At 59.8% G+C, this 13,723-nt stretch carries 12 protein-coding genes and 5 tRNA genes; 8 read left to right on the forward strand and 9 right to left on the reverse strand.

From position 1 onward, the window contains the following. Positions 1 to 62: 62 nt before the first annotated feature. The 5 genes from AABM52_RS20585 to gltX all read right to left on the reverse strand — a co-directional run bounded on the left by AABM52_RS20585 (position 63) and on the right by gltX (position 2,263). Positions 63 to 138, reverse strand: a tRNA-Glu gene (locus AABM52_RS20585). 80 nt (positions 139 to 218) lie between these two features. Next, positions 219 to 294: transfer RNA gene (locus tag AABM52_RS20590), tRNA-Ala, on the reverse strand. A gap of 53 nt (positions 295 to 347) precedes the next feature. Next, positions 348 to 423 (reverse strand) — tRNA-Glu (locus tag AABM52_RS20595). Positions 424 to 502: 79 nt separating this feature from the next. Then, positions 503 to 578 (reverse strand) — tRNA-Ala (locus AABM52_RS20600). A gap of 203 nt (positions 579 to 781) precedes the next feature. After that, complete coding sequence (gene gltX / locus AABM52_RS20605) at positions 782 to 2,263, reverse strand: glutamate--tRNA ligase (protein WP_057715585.1); 1,482 nt, start codon at positions 2,261 to 2,263, stop codon at positions 782 to 784. A 229-nt stretch (positions 2,264 to 2,492) separates the two neighbouring features. Between gltX and AABM52_RS20610 the strand changes: the two genes are divergently transcribed. Together AABM52_RS20610 and AABM52_RS20615 are read left to right on the forward strand one after the other, a co-directional pair. Further along, entirely contained in the window at positions 2,493 to 3,581 is a 1,089-nt protein-coding gene (locus tag AABM52_RS20610; RefSeq protein ID WP_347907603.1) for an HlyD family secretion protein, read from the forward strand. Positions 3,582 to 3,630: 49 nt separating this feature from the next. After that, positions 3,631 to 5,121 carry an MDR family MFS transporter gene (locus AABM52_RS20615; protein ID WP_347912661.1) on the forward strand — a complete coding sequence of 497 codons (1,491 nt, stop codon included), beginning with the start codon at positions 3,631 to 3,633 and terminating at the stop codon, positions 5,119 to 5,121. Positions 5,122 to 5,291: 170 nt separating this feature from the next. Here the strand turns inward: AABM52_RS20615 and uvrB are convergent, their stop codons facing one another. After that, positions 5,292 to 7,307: an excinuclease ABC subunit UvrB gene (uvrB, locus tag AABM52_RS20620; protein ID WP_347907604.1), complete on the reverse strand. Its 2,016-nt coding sequence runs from the start codon at positions 7,305 to 7,307 to the stop codon at positions 5,292 to 5,294. Between the two features lie 335 nt (positions 7,308 to 7,642). Between uvrB and AABM52_RS20625 the strand changes: the two genes are divergently transcribed. After that, entirely contained in the window at positions 7,643 to 8,839 is a 1,197-nt protein-coding gene (locus AABM52_RS20625; RefSeq protein WP_347907605.1) for an amino acid aminotransferase, read from the forward strand. A 137-nt stretch (positions 8,840 to 8,976) separates the two neighbouring features. Continuing rightward, positions 8,977 to 9,186, forward strand: coding sequence for a hypothetical protein (locus AABM52_RS20630; protein ID WP_347907606.1), 210 nt, complete (start codon positions 8,977 to 8,979; stop codon positions 9,184 to 9,186). On the opposite strand, the gene AABM52_RS20635 is transcribed toward AABM52_RS20630, so the two are convergent. Continuing rightward, a complete protein-coding gene (locus tag AABM52_RS20635; protein ID WP_007978659.1) occupies positions 9,183 to 9,413 on the reverse strand; it encodes a hypothetical protein in 231 nt (76 codons plus the stop codon). The two genes, AABM52_RS20630 and AABM52_RS20635, sit on opposite strands and share 4 nt — an antisense overlap. A 227-nt stretch (positions 9,414 to 9,640) precedes the next feature. Between AABM52_RS20635 and AABM52_RS20640 the strand changes: the two genes are divergently transcribed. After that, positions 9,641 to 9,716 (forward strand) — tRNA-Asn (locus tag AABM52_RS20640). A 134-nt stretch (positions 9,717 to 9,850) separates the two neighbouring features. Here AABM52_RS20640 and AABM52_RS20645 read toward each other — a convergent pair. Continuing rightward, positions 9,851 to 11,368, reverse strand: a complete 1,518-nt coding sequence (locus tag AABM52_RS20645) for a nucleobase:cation symporter-2 family protein (protein ID WP_347907607.1) — start codon at positions 11,366 to 11,368, stop codon at positions 9,851 to 9,853. Positions 11,369 to 11,622: 254 nt separating this feature from the next. On the opposite strand from AABM52_RS20645, the gene AABM52_RS20650 reads away from it, so the two are divergent. Both AABM52_RS20650 and AABM52_RS20655 read left to right on the forward strand, forming a co-directional pair. Continuing rightward, positions 11,623 to 11,904 (forward strand): BrnT family toxin, encoded by a 282-nt coding sequence (locus tag AABM52_RS20650; RefSeq protein ID WP_347907608.1) that lies wholly within the window; start codon positions 11,623 to 11,625, stop codon positions 11,902 to 11,904. Positions 11,905 to 11,907: 3 nt separating this feature from the next. Beyond that, positions 11,908 to 12,213, forward strand: a complete 306-nt coding sequence (locus tag AABM52_RS20655; RefSeq protein WP_347907609.1) for a BrnA antitoxin family protein — start codon at positions 11,908 to 11,910, stop codon at positions 12,211 to 12,213. Positions 12,214 to 12,268: 55 nt separating this feature from the next. Here AABM52_RS20655 and AABM52_RS20660 read toward each other — a convergent pair whose 3' ends face one another. Further along, positions 12,269 to 13,099, reverse strand: coding sequence for an arylamine N-acetyltransferase (locus AABM52_RS20660; RefSeq protein ID WP_347907610.1), 831 nt, complete (start codon positions 13,097 to 13,099; stop codon positions 12,269 to 12,271). A 273-nt stretch (positions 13,100 to 13,372) separates the two neighbouring features. Between AABM52_RS20660 and AABM52_RS20665 the strand changes: the two genes are divergently transcribed. Then, positions 13,373 to 13,699: a hypothetical protein gene (locus AABM52_RS20665; protein WP_347907611.1), complete on the forward strand. Its 327-nt coding sequence runs from the start codon at positions 13,373 to 13,375 to the stop codon at positions 13,697 to 13,699. The last annotated feature ends 24 nt before the right edge of the window (positions 13,700 to 13,723 follow it).

Consider the following 13,723-nt stretch of genomic DNA (forward strand, 5'->3'; position numbering starts at 1 on the left):
CAAACAAAAGGGCCATTCAATAATTGAATGACCCTTATAAAATCCCGCAGAGCGGGTAATCGTGGCGTCCCCTAGGGGACTCGAACCCCTGTTACCGCCGTGAAAGGGCGGTGTCCTAGGCCACTAGACGAAGGGGACACAAACCCTTCTATACAACTGATCAGTGCTGAGTGCTGATCGATTCAAGGCCGGTGTGGCCAGACCTTGAACTGTAAAATTGGTGGAGCTAAGCGGGATCGAACCGCTGACCTCCTGCATGCCATGCAGGCGCTCTCCCAGCTGAGCTATAGCCCCGGATTTTTCGCCTCGCGGCGGAGCGACATCTTGCAACATCGCTTCTGTAAAACTGGCGTCCCCTAGGGGACTCGAACCCCTGTTACCGCCGTGAAAGGGCGGTGTCCTAGGCCACTAGACGAAGGGGACGCAAACCCTTCTATACAACTGATCAACGCTGAGAGTTGATCGCTTCAAGACCGGTGTGGCCAGGCCTTGAAGTGTAAATTGGTGGAGCTAGACGGGATCGAACCGTCGACCTCTTGCATGCCATGCAAGCGCTCTCCCAGCTGAGCTATAGCCCCTCATCGTTGATGTCATCGCTGAGGACGGGGCGAATCTTAAGGGCGTATCGAAAGCCTGTCAAACTTATTTTTCAAAATATTTAAAATTTTTTGCCGACATAACAACCACTTACCGCCCTCCCCCCATAAATTCGGGGGAAAAACGCCGGAGGACAGGAACAAAAGATCCCGGCCTCCGACGGCTACCGCAGAGTCAGACGTGCTCAGGCGATAGCACCCAGCAGCTTTTCCCACTCTTTGTTTTCTTTCTTCGACACGCCGCCCAGCAGGTCAATGGCCTGGCGCAGACGGAAGCGGGTCAGGTCCGGCCCGAGGATTTCCATCGCATCGAGCACCGACACCGAACTGGCCTGGCCGGTGATCGCAGCGAACATCAGCGGCATGGCGTCACGCAGCTTCAGCTCCAGGGACTCAACCACCGCTTGAATGGTGGCGGTGATGCTGTCCTTCTCCCACTGACGCAGGCTTTCGAGCTTCCACAGGATCAACTGCATCAACTGACGAACCTGATCGCCCGACAGTTTCTTGGATTCGAACAGCTTGGCATCCGGATTCACGCCACCGGCAAAGAAGAACCCGGCCAGGGGTGCCACCTGGCTGAAGGTTTCAACGCGGCCCTGCACGTGCGGCGCGATCTTCATCATGTATTCGGAGTTGAACGCCCACTTCTGCACGCGCGCGGCGAACTCTTCCACGGGCAAGTCACGCAGCCACTGGCCGTTGAGCCACGACAATTTCTCGATGTCGAAGATCGGCCCGCCGAGGGACACGCGCTTGAGGTCGAAGTTATCGACCATTTCCTGCAAGGAGAACTTCTCGCGCTCGTCCGGCATCGACCAGCCCATGCGGCCCAGGTAGTTGAGCATCGCTTCCGGCATGAAGCCCATGCGCTCGTAGAAGGTCACCGAGGTCGGGTTCTTGCGCTTGGACAGCTTGCTCTTGTCCGGGTTACGCAGCAGCGGCATGTAGCACAGCTCCGGTTGTTCCCAGCCGAAGTACTCGTAAAGCAGGATCAGCTTCGGTGCCGATGGCAGCCACTCTTCGCCACGCAATACGTGGGTGATGCCCATCAGGTGGTCATCGACCACGTTGGCCAGGAAGTACGTCGGCAAGCCATCGGTCTTCATCAGGACTTGCATGTCCATGCGGTCCCACGGGATTTCAACGTCGCCGCGCAGCATGTCCGGTACCACGCAGACGCCTTCGCTCGGCACCTTCATCCGAATGACGTGGGGCTCGCCAGCGGCCAGGCGACGGTCGACTTCTTCCTTGGACAGCAGCAGCGCGCGGCCGTCGTAACGCGGGGTTTCACCGCGAGCCATCTGCTCGGCGCGCATCTGGTCCAGCTCTTCGGCGGTGCAGAAGCACGGGAAGGCATGGCCCATTTCAACCAGCTGCTGGCAATACTTCTGATAAATATCGCCGCGCTCGCTTTGACGGTACGGACCGTGCGGACCGCCGACGTCCGGGCCTTCGCTCCAGTCGATCCCCAGCCAGCGCAAGGCGTCGAAAATCTGCTGTTCGGACTCGCGGGTCGAACGCAATTGGTCGGTGTCTTCGATCCGCAGGATGAACTCACCGCCGTGCTGCTTGGCAAAGCAGTAGTTGAACAAGGCGATGTAAGCGGTACCTACGTGGGGATCCCCGGTAGGCGATGGCGCGATGCGAGTGCGGACGGTGGTCATGGCATGTCTCGAAAAGAATAAAAGCAAAGTTCAAACAAGGCGCGAATGGTAACAGGCGATACCCGCCCGGCTCCAGTGAACAGGGCATTTAAGCCAAGGTTGCGTCTGTAACGCCCGTATAGACAGGTGAATGGCCGAATATCAGCCGATGGCATTTACCGCTTATCGGCTGTATGCCAGATTTGCCTGCTGATACCTTCCCTTACAATTTCTCGACTACAGTTTTCCCATGCCTGCCCAACTCAAGCGTCGCCTCTTCACATTCCTGCTGATTGTCCTGCTGATTGCCGGGGGCCTGTTTGCCCATTGGCTGCTCAAGGGACGCTTTTATGAAAGCACCGACAACGCTTATGTCCAGGGCGAGATCACCCGCGTGTCGAGCCAATTGGGCGCGCGCATCGACCAGGTGCTGGTGCAGGACAACCAGCATGTCGAGAAAGGCCAGTTGCTGGTCAAACTCGAAGGCGACGACTTCCGCCTCGCTGTCGACCGCGCCAATGCTGCCCTGGCCACTCGCGAGGCCGAGCGCCTGCAAGCCCAGAGCAAACTGACCCAGCAGGCCAGCCTGATTGCCGCCAGCGAAGCGCAAGTCGCCTCCAGCCAGGCCAGCCTGGGTCGTTCGCAAATCGACCTGACCCGCGCCGAGACCTTGCGCAAACCAGGCTTTATTTCGGAAGAACGGGTGACCACCCTCTCCGCCGAATCCCACATTGCCCGCTCGCAAGTGGCCAAGGCCCAGGCCGACGCGCAAAGTCAGCGCCAACAAGTCAACGCACTGAACGCCGAGATCAAACGCCTCGACGCGCAGATCGCCAACGCCAAAACCGACCTGGCCCAGGCCGAACTGAACCTGACCCGCAGCGAAATCCACGCGCCCATCAGCGGCCTGATCGGCCAGCGTGCGGCCCGCGAAGGCCAATACGTCCAGGCCGGCGCTTATCTGTTGTCGATCGTGCCGGACGAAGACATCTGGATTCAGGCCAATTTCAAGGAAACCCAGATTGGCCACATGCAGCCCGGCCAGGAAGCCGAACTGACCTTCGACGCCTACAGCGACACCCCGATCAAAGCCCGGGTCGACAGCCTGTTCGCCGCCTCGGGTGCGCAGTTCAGCCTGTTGCCGCCGGACAATGCCACGGGCAACTTCACCAAAGTCGTTCAACGGATTCCGGTAAAACTGACCTTCGCCGCGGACAATCCGCTGCGCGGCAAGATCCGCCCGGGCATGTCGGTCACCGCCAAGGTGAACATCAAGGACGCCCCTGAAGATGTCACCCCCAAAGTGAGCCACAAAGACGCCCCTGACGATGGCCGGTGATCAACTGATCCGCCCGGTCGGCGAACCGACCCGGCGGGACTGGATTGCGGTGATGAGCGTGATGCTCGGTGCGTTCATGGCGGTGCTGGACATCCAGATCACCAACTCCTCGCTCAAGGACATCCAGGGTGCGCTGTCGGCGACCCTGGAAGAAGGTTCGTGGATTTCCACCTCGTACCTGGTGGCGGAAATCATCATGATCCCGCTCACCGCCTGGCTCGTGCAGTTGCTGTCGGCGCGACGCCTGGCGGTGTGGGTGTCCCTCGGGTTCCTGGCCGCGTCCCTGCTCTGCTCCATGGCGTGGAGCCTGGAAAGCATGATCGTGTTCCGCGCCCTGCAAGGGTTTACCGGTGGTGCGCTGATCCCGCTGGCGTTCACCCTGACCCTGATCAAGCTGCCAGAACACCACCGCGCCAAAGGCATGGCCATGTTCGCCATGACCGCCACCTTCGCGCCCTCCATCGGCCCGACCCTCGGCGGCTGGCTGACGGAGAACTGGGGCTGGGAATACATCTTCTACATCAACATCCCGCCCGGCCTGATCATGATCGCCGGCCTGATGTACGGCCTGGAGAAGAAAGAGGCCCACTGGGAGTTGCTGAAAAGCACCGACTACGCCGGCATTCTCACCCTCGGCGTCGGGCTCGGCTGCTTGCAGGTGTTTCTGGAGGAAGGCCATCGCAAGGACTGGCTGGAATCGAGCCTGATCGTGACCCTGGGCAGCATCGCGCTGGTCAGCCTGATTACCTTTGTGATCGTGCAGTTTTCCAAACCCAATCCGCTGATCAATCTCGGCATCCTCGGCAACCGCAACTTCGGGTTATCCAGTATTTCCAGCGTCGGGATGGGGGTCGGGCTGTACGGTTCGATCTACCTGTTGCCGCTGTACCTGGCGCAGATCCAGAACTACAACGCCCTGCAGATTGGCGAAGTGATCATGTGGATGGGCGTGCCGCAGCTGTTTCTGATTCCTCTGGTGCCCAAGCTGATGAAGTTCGTCTCGCCGAAATGGCTGTGTACGCTGGGTTTCGGGCTGTTCGGGCTGGCGAGCTTCTCTTCGGGCGTGCTGAACCCGGACTTCGCCGGGCCGCAGTTCAATCAGATCCAGATCATCCGCGCCCTGGGGCAGCCGCTGATCATGGTCACCATCTCGTTGATCGCCACCGCCTACATCCTGCCCCAGGATGCGGGGTCGGCCTCGAGTCTGTTCAACATCCTGCGCAACCTCGGCGGCGCCATCGGCATCGCCCTGCTCGCCACGCTGCTGGATGCGCGGACCAAGGTTTACTTTGACTACCTGCGTGAATCCATCGTACCGAGTAATCCGCAGGTGGCTGAACGGATCGCCTCGCTGGCTGACCGGCTGGGCAACGAAACGGCAGCCCTGGGCAAACTCAGCGAGATCGCCCACCAACAGGCGTCGATCATGGCCTACAACGATGCGTTTCACTTTGTCGGGATTGCGCTGGGGATCAGCATGGTGGCGGTTTTGCTGACCAAGAAGTTGCCGGAGGGGTTGAAGGCTGGAGAAGCGCACTGATATCGAGTCATACACAACACTGTGGCGAGGGGGCTTGCCCCCGCTCGGCTGCGCAGCAGTCGTAAAACCTGCCAACCATGTACAACTGACACAACGTGGCCTCAGGTTTTGGGGCCGCTTCGCGACCCAACGGGGGCAAGCCCCCTCGCCACAGGGACCGCATTTTAAATTCAGACCGTCAGTAGGCGCTCGCGCAACTTGGTAATCTCGTCGCGCATCTGCGCTGCCGCTTCGAACTCCAGATCACGAGCAAGCTGATACATCTTCTCTTCCAGGGCTTTGATACGCTTGGCGATCTCGCCCGGAGAGCGCAGTTCGGCCTCGTACCGGGCGTTTTCCTCGGCGGCCTTGGCCATGCCCTTGCGCTTCTTGCTGCGCGAACCCGGCACGGTGGCGCCTTCCATGATGTCGGCGACGTCCTTGAACACGCCTTTGGGGGTGATGCCGTTGGCCAGGTTGAAGGCGATCTGCTTGTCGCGACGGCGCTCGGTTTCGCCGATGGCCCGCTCCATGGAGCCGGTAATCCTGTCGGCATACAGAATCGCCCGACCATTGAGGTTACGCGCCGCGCGGCCGATGGTCTGGATCAGCGAGCGCTCGGAGCGCAGGAAACCTTCTTTGTCGGCATCGAGGATCGCCACTAATGAGACCTCCGGCATATCCAGGCCTTCGCGCAGCAGGTTGATCCCCACCAGCACATCGAAGGTGCCGAGGCGCAGGTCGCGGATGATCTCGACCCGCTCCACGGTGTCGATGTCCGAGTGCAGATAACGCACACGCACGCCATGATCCGCCAGATAGTCAGTCAAGTCTTCGGCCATGCGTTTGGTCAACGTGGTGACCAACACCCGCTCCTCGACTGCGACGCGCTTGCTGATTTCCGAGAGTAAATCGTCGACCTGGGTCAACGCCGGGCGGATCTCGATTTGTGGGTCTACCAGCCCGGTCGGGCGCACCACCATGTCAATGACGCGCCCGGCGTGCTCGGCTTCGTAGTTGCCCGGTGTCGCCGAGACGAAAATCGTCTGCGGGCTGATCCTTTCCCACTCATCGAAGCGCATCGGCCGGTTGTCCAGGGCCGAAGGCAGGCGGAAACCGTATTCCACCAGGGTCTCTTTACGCGAGCGGTCGCCCTTGTACATGGCGCCAACCTGCGGAACGCTGACATGGGATTCATCGATCACCAGCAAGGCATCGGCCGGCAGGTAATCGTAAAGGGTCGGTGGCGCCGCGCCAGCTTCGCGACCGGACAGATAGCGCGAGTAGTTTTCGATGCCGTTGCAATAACCCAGCTCGAGGATCATCTCCAGGTCGAAACGGGTGCGCTGCTCCAGGCGCTGGGCTTCCACCAGTTTGTTGTTGGAGCGCAGGTATTCCAGGCGCTCCTGCAACTCGACCTTGATGCCTTCGACCGCGCCCATCAGGGTTTCCCGTGGCGTCACGTAGTGGCTCTTCGGGTAGAAGGTGAAGCGCGGCAGTTTGCGAATGACTTCGCCGGTCAGCGGATCGAATGCCGACAGGCTTTCCACTTCATCGTCGAACAACTCGATGCGGATCGCCTCGAAATCGGATTCCGCCGGGTGGATATCGATCACATCGCCACGCACGCGGAAGGTCGCACGGGCAAAATCCATGTCGTTGCGGGTGTATTGCAGGTCGGCCAGGCGGCGTAGCAATTCGCGTTGATCGAGCCGGTCGCCGCGATCCACGTGCAACACCATCTTCAAATAGGTTTCCGGGCTGCCCAAACCGTAGATGCAGGACACCGTGGTGACGATGATCGCGTCCTTGCGCTCAAGCAATGCCTTGGTCGCCGACAGACGCATCTGCTCGATGTGATCGTTGATCGACGCATCCTTCTCGATGAAGGTGTCCGAGGACGGCACGTAGGCTTCCGGCTGGTAGTAGTCGTAGTAGGAAACGAAATATTCCACCGCGTTGTTCGGGAAGAACGCCTTGAACTCCCCGTACAACTGCGCCGCCAGGGTCTTGTTCGGCGCCAGCACCAGGGTCGGGCGCTGCACCTGGGCGATCACGTTGGCGATGCTGAAGGTCTTGCCCGAGCCGGTCACACCGAGCAGCGTCTGGTGCGCCAGCCCGGCCTCGATGCCCTCGACCATCAGGCGGATGGCTTCCGGCTGATCGCCGGCGGGCTCGAAACGGGTGACTAGCTGGAATTCAGACATGAAATACCTCTGGATCACTCTTGCCGGTAAAAACGGCACGAACGAGAAAGACCGCAAACGACCGATGTCGCCCGAAGAAAAAACTGGATTGTGCTCAATGTGGAGCCGATTGCCAGCGCTTTCAAGGCAAACGTCCTACATCGCGCAAAACCTTTGCCGACGCCATTCGACTACCGATCGAGAAATAATCGGAAAAACTTACCCGAAATGCTGATTCGCCTGTCGCCAGCCATCGTCGATGGCCTCTATACTAGCTCCCCGTTTGTGCACCGCTCTAGTGCATTCGGCTGGAGCGCGACACGTCCCTCCACACTCCATTCAGAGCCGCCGCAATAATGAGCCTGTTCTCCGCTGTCGAAATGGCACCACGCGATCCAATCCTGGGCCTCAACGAAGCATTCAACGCCGATACCCGGACCAACAAAGTCAACCTGGGAGTCGGTGTTTACTGCAACGAGGAGGGGCGAATTCCACTCCTGCGCGCCGTTGTCGAAGCCGAAACCATTCGCGCCGCTCAACACGTTTCCCGTGGCTACCTGCCAATCGACGGCATCGCCGCCTACGACCAGGCCGTGCAAAAGCTGCTGTTCGGCAATGATTCGCCGCTGATCGCCGCTGGCCGCGTCATCACCACCCAGGCCGTTGGCGGTACTGGCGCACTGAAAATCGGTGCCGACTTCCTCAAGCAACTGCTGCCGAACGCCGTTGTGGCGATCAGCGACCCGAGCTGGGAAAACCACCGCGCGCTGTTCGAAACCGCCGGTTTCCCGGTGCAGAACTACCGTTACTACGACGCCGCGACCCACGACGTGAACCGTACCGGCATGCTGGAAGACCTGAACGCGCTGCCAAACGGCTCGATCATTGTGCTGCATGCTTGCTGCCACAACCCGACCGGCGTGGACCTGAGCCCGGCGGACTGGAAAAACGTCCTGGAAGTCATTAAAGCCAAAGGCCACGTGCCATTCCTCGACATGGCCTACCAGGGCTTTGGCGATGGCATCGACGAAGACGCCGCCGCCGTGCGCCTGTTCGCTGAGTCGGGCCTGACTTTCTTCGCTTCCAGCTCGTTCTCCAAGTCGTTCTCGCTGTACGGCGAGCGCGTTGGCGCCCTGTCGATCGTCAGCGAATCGAAAGAAGAAAGCGCGCGCGTGCTGTCGCAAGTCAAACGCGTAATCCGCACCAACTACTCCAACCCGCCGACCCACGGTGCCAGCGTTGTTGCTGCCGTACTCAACAGCCCGGAACTGCGCGCCCAGTGGGAAGCCGAACTGGCCGAAATGCGCCTGCGCATTCGTGGCATGCGTACCCAGATGGTCGACCTGCTGGCACAAAAAGCGCCTCAGCGCGATTTCAGCTTCGTCGGTCGTCAGTGCGGCATGTTCTCCTACTCCGGCCTGACGGTTGAGCAAGTTCACCGTCTGCGCAACGAGTTCGGCATCTACGCCCTGGACACCGGCCGCATCTGCGTGGCCGCACTGAACCAGAGCAACATCAAGGTTGTGACGGACGCTATCGTCCAGGTCATCTGATTACGCCTTGAAATGAAAAACGGGAAGCCATGTGGCTTCCCGTTTTTTTATTTGTTGCAGATTAATCTCAAAGCGGTGGCTCTGCCCTCTAAACTCCACAGGCTTGTATACACCCTGGAATTCCTGCGAGAACCCACATGAAAAACGATGACCTGCGCGCCGACCGCGATGACCTGGATGACCTGGATCACTTCACCCCCCGCGCCCCGACAAAACGCGGCAACAACCTGGTGATGCAAGTGGCCGCCGGTGTGTTTCTCGGCGGCCTGGCCCTGTGGCTGGTGCAATTGGGTGCCACGGCGCTCTACGCCAAACTGATGCTTGGCACGATTACCTTCGGCGGTTAAGCCAGTTCGGTCGCACGCTGGCTGGCAGCGTCGTCGTAGGCGACATACAGCGATTCAGCGACCTGGCTCTTGATCGCCTTGGTGCTTTCCAGGCCCAGGACAAAACCTTCGGCCTTGCCGCCAGCGCGATTCAATGCTTCAGCGGTGCCGGCCTGCGTGATGGCGTCGAACAACTTTTCGGCGTGGGGGCCGACACCTTTGGGCAGGCTGATCTGAGAGATGCTCATGGGCGCACCCCGTGGTGTCGAGGTGTGAGGGTCAAATGATTCATGGCGCGTACCTTTTCGGCGAATGGCCGGCAGCGCGTGTCACCACTTCCGGGCGGCCATGGTAGTCCTCTGGGGCGATCCTGGTAACCGCCAATCGCCGCTAAACCACCGCCCGTCCCGCTGATTCGCTCCAATTGTTAATCGATGCTTGACTTCTCTTTTTGAATCAGTAAGATACGCGCCATTCCGCGATAGCTCAGTTGGTAGAGCAAGTGACTGTTAATCACTGGGTCCCTGGTTCGAGTCCAGGTCGTGGAGCCAGACAGCAACATCGAAAAGCCCCTGAATCGAAAGATCCAGGGGCTTTTTTGTGGGCGATTGAAAAGCCAGTTCCTGAAAAGCAAAAAGCCGATCTGTCTATTCGACAGATCGGCCCTTTTCAGTCGCCGTGAACGTCAGACATGCTCACTGCTTTTCGCATGCACCGCGTGTGGCTCGCCATGCCCGTGGTCCACCTCAACCACTGGAATCTCCTTGCCGTCGCAATCATGCAGTTTACCTTCGCTGAAGTAGTCCCCTTCACGCAACGCCGCCAGATCCTGATAACGCAGCACACGCTCGGTACCGGCCGCAAACACCGATTGCTGGTCGGAGTTACCGGCGGTGAGGTGGTTGAAGGTCAGGTTCAGCACGATGGCCATGATCGCCGAAGAACTGATGCCCGAATGGAAAATGGTCGCGAACCAGCTCGGGAACTGATCGTAGAAGCTCGGTGCCGCGATCGGGATCATGCCGAAGCCGATCGAGGTCGCGACGATGATCAGGTTGACGTTGTTGCGGTAATCGACCTTGGACAAGGTCCGAATGCCGCTGGCGGCGACGGTACCGAACAGCACGATGCCGGCGCCACCCAGTACTGAGGTCGGTACGGCGGCGATGACCCGGCCCATGAACGGCAGCAGGCCGAGGAGCACCAGGAACATACCGCCAGTGGCCACCACGTAGCGGCTCTTGATGCCGGTGACCGCCACCAGACCGACGTTCTGGGCGAAGGCGCTCTGGGTGAAGGAACCGAAGATCGGCGCAAACATGCTCGACAGCATGTCGGCGCGCAGGCCGTTGCCCAGGCGCTTGGAGTCAACCTTGGTGCCGATGATCTCACCGACGGCCAGAATGTCCGCCGAAGTCTCCACCAGCGTCACCATCACCACGATGCACATCGACAGGATCGCAGCGAAGTGGAAGGTCGGCATGCCGAAGTGGAACGGCGTCGGGAAGCCGAACATCGGGCCCTGGGTCACGGACGAGAAATCCGCCATGCCGAGGAACACCGCGATCACCGTACCGACGACCATGGCCAGCAGAATCGACAGGCGGGAGATGGTTGCACTGCCGATTTTGCTCAGCAGCAGCACCAGCACCAGCGTTACCGCCGCCAGACCGATGTTCGCCATGCTGCCGAAGTCCGGCGCATGACTGTTGCCGCCCATTGCCCAGCGCGCGGCTACCGGCATCAGTGTCAAGCCGATGGTGGTAATCACGATGCCAGTTACCAGCGGCGGGAAGAACTTGGTGATACGCGAGAACACCGGGGTTATCAGTAACCCGATCAGGGACGCCGCTATCACCGCCCCCAGCACCGATTGAAACCCGCCCTCCCCGCCACTGCTGACAATCGCCACCATGGTCGCGACGCCGGAGAAGGATACGCCCTGCACCAGCGGCAATTGACAACCAAAAAACGGTAAACCCAGGGTTTGCAGCAGCGTTGCCAGCCCCCCCGCAAACAATGAAGCAGCAATCAACAAACCGATGTCCGCCGGCGAGAGCCCGGCCGCCTGGCCGATGATCAATGGCACCGCGACGATACCGCCATACATGGTCAGAACATGTTGCAGGCCATAAGCCATATTCGCGCCGATCCCAAGATTTTCGTCCTCGGGCCGTTGGTGTGAAACATGGGGCGTTTTCATGGAGGGGGTTCCCTGGTTTTTGTTATGCGCACACTGTATGCAAGACACAGGACAAATGTCTATAGAGTTGTATACAACTTATCGGTCACAAAATGGATACTTGTCCATTACCGCCTGATAGCCACCCTCATGGCCCCGCCAAAAACCTTGAAATACATCCCTCGCTGCCCACCACCGGGTGCTGTCTAGTCTTTTGAATTCCTGGCGACCATCGGTAAGGCCCGCCTCTTTTTTATACATATAAAGTATGCATAATGAAGTCATTCGAAATTCAGTTCCACAAGGCCAAGAACGCAGCCAACAAGCTCAAGCACCAAGGCATCAGCCTCGCAGAGACTGAACCGGTATTCCATGACGAACGAGCGCTGACCATCGAGGACAACCACCATGATGAACAACGCTGGATCACCTTGGGGCTGGATGCCAAAGGCCGGTTGCTGGTTGTCGTGTACACCCACCGCGATCCGGATTTCGTTCGAATCATTTCCGCGCGCATCGCCACCAAAAGCGAGCGCCGTCAGTACCTGGAGGCATGACCGATGAAAGACGAATACGATTTCAGCAACGCCAGGCGCGGGGCCGTGGTGCCCGCCAAAGGCAAGACCCGCATAACCATCATGCTCGATGACGCTGTCATCGAAGCGGCCCGGGCACTGGCAGAACACGAGGGGTACGGCTACCAGACGGCGATCAACAATACCTTGCGCCGAGCCCTGCTCAACGAAGGCAAGAGCGCACACCTGAAACAAACCCTAACCCCTGCCGAACTCAAGGGCCTGGAGCAGAAACTGGCCGAGGCCTTGCGCGAAATCCAACGGGTGATGGAACCGGGTGTGCGGCCCTGAAACACAAAGGGCCGATCAATCGGATCAGCCCATTGTGATGCCTGCGATCAGCTAGCTATTGCGGCGCTGCGATCAATCGCTCCAGCGTCCGCGCCAATTGCGCCTGTTCCGGTACGCGAATGCCGAACTCGCGGCCCAGCAGGCCAATCAGTTCCTGCACATCCGTCACCTCCCGCCGCTCGCTGTCATGGCCAATCCGGTGAATCGCGAAGCTGCCGTTGTTGAGTGTGCGCCGCCAGCCCTCCCCGGTGCGCGCCACCATCAACTGCTTGACGAAAGACGACTCGGAGTGGGTCGAGACGTACCAGTTGCCCACCGCAAAATCGATATCTTCCTGGCGTTGCAGGTCGAAGATGTACATCGCTCGCCATTCGCCCGCGACGTTGGCGCGCAAGGTGAAGCCGTCGACGTGCAGGTCGATGCGATACGGCTCGTGCGGAGTGGGTTGTTCGGCGCGGGTATCGAGCAACAGGGGCGCGGTCGGCACCATGCCACCGAAGCCGACGTCGGTGATGTAGCGCACGTCATCGATGATGACCAGGCTCAGGCGATGGGTCCGGGCCGTCCAGGCACCCTCCGGTTGGCCCATCACAACCCGGCCGCTGATGGCTCGGGCTTCGAAACCCAAATCCTGAAGCAAGGCCAGAAACAGGTTGTTGAGTTCGTAGCAGTAACCGCCACGACCATCGTGCAAGACCTTCCGCTCGATGGACGGCAAGTCGATCAGCACCGGTTCGCCGGATAATGTGGTGAGGTTTTCAAACGGAAAAACGCCGGTATGGCGCAATTGCAGTTGGCGCAGGGTTTCAAGGGTCGGTGCAGGAGGTGCATCGAAGCCCAGGCGTCGCAGATACAAAGCAAGGTCGGTCAGGCGTGGCTCGCTCATCGTTCAATCCTTTTGCACGCAAGCGGCGGATTGCTCCGCCAGTGGTCGCTATGTATACGGGATCAAGCACTGCCGCCGACAATTGATTTAGCCAATCGCAAACTCGGTGCGCTTCAGTATCATCGATGACCAGTGGTCGTGGATGCGGCAGAACCTTGAGTGCAAGCTGGACGATGATGGCCTGCGCTGAGACAGCCACTCGTCATTCGGTCGGCACCCACCGCGCGCCCCTTCACACCAACATCAGGTAACGACTCACCCCAGGAGACGACCATGATGAACATCAGAATGACTTCACTGCTCATGGCCGGATGGTTGTCGGCAGCGTCCCTGGCCACCTTTTCGGCGTCCGGCGAAGCCCCTGGCGCGCCCGGTACGGCACCCGGCGCAACCCGCAATTCAACCCTGCTGCCAGACAACAACAGGCCAAGCTATCCCTCGGGCAACAACAGCAGCAGTCGCGGCCCCAGTTCGTCAAGCGGCAGCACCGGCGTCAATGGTCCGGGCAGTGGCGCGGGCGGCGGCACCGGTGCGCCCGGTGGCGGAACCGGCGGTGCTGGCGGCGGGACAGGTAGCTGGACAGGCCAAAGCCGCCAATGACCTGCAGTCATTGGCCGCTTTTTG

The sequence above is a fragment of the Pseudomonas grandcourensis genome, assembly GCF_039909015.1.
GTDB classification, from domain to species: domain Bacteria; phylum Pseudomonadota; class Gammaproteobacteria; order Pseudomonadales; family Pseudomonadaceae; genus Aquipseudomonas; species Aquipseudomonas grandcourensis.

What these genes read in the sequence shown, in the direction of transcription:
- AABM52_RS20655 (WP_347907609.1), top strand. Translation starts at nt 11,908, where the DNA reads ATGAAAGACGAATACGATTTCAGCAACGCCAGGCGCGGGGCCGTGGTG.
- AABM52_RS20610 (WP_347907603.1), top strand. Translation starts at nt 2,493, where the DNA reads ATGCCTGCCCAACTCAAGCGTCGCCTCTTCACATTCCTGCTGATTGTC.
- AABM52_RS20625 (WP_347907605.1), top strand. Translation starts at nt 7,643, where the DNA reads ATGAGCCTGTTCTCCGCTGTCGAAATGGCACCACGCGATCCAATCCTG.
- gltX (WP_057715585.1), bottom strand. Translation starts at nt 2,263, where the DNA reads ATGACCACCGTCCGCACTCGCATCGCGCCATCGCCTACCGGGGATCCC.
- AABM52_RS20630 (WP_347907606.1), top strand. Translation starts at nt 8,977, where the DNA reads ATGAAAAACGATGACCTGCGCGCCGACCGCGATGACCTGGATGACCTG.
- AABM52_RS20650 (WP_347907608.1), top strand. Translation starts at nt 11,623, where the DNA reads ATGAAGTCATTCGAAATTCAGTTCCACAAGGCCAAGAACGCAGCCAAC.
- AABM52_RS20665 (WP_347907611.1), top strand. Translation starts at nt 13,373, where the DNA reads ATGATGAACATCAGAATGACTTCACTGCTCATGGCCGGATGGTTGTCG.
- AABM52_RS20645 (WP_347907607.1), bottom strand. Translation starts at nt 11,368, where the DNA reads ATGAAAACGCCCCATGTTTCACACCAACGGCCCGAGGACGAAAATCTT.
- uvrB (WP_347907604.1), bottom strand. Translation starts at nt 7,307, where the DNA reads ATGTCTGAATTCCAGCTAGTCACCCGTTTCGAGCCCGCCGGCGATCAG.
- AABM52_RS20660 (WP_347907610.1), bottom strand. Translation starts at nt 13,099, where the DNA reads ATGAGCGAGCCACGCCTGACCGACCTTGCTTTGTATCTGCGACGCCTG.
- AABM52_RS20635 (WP_007978659.1), bottom strand. Translation starts at nt 9,413, where the DNA reads ATGAGCATCTCTCAGATCAGCCTGCCCAAAGGTGTCGGCCCCCACGCC.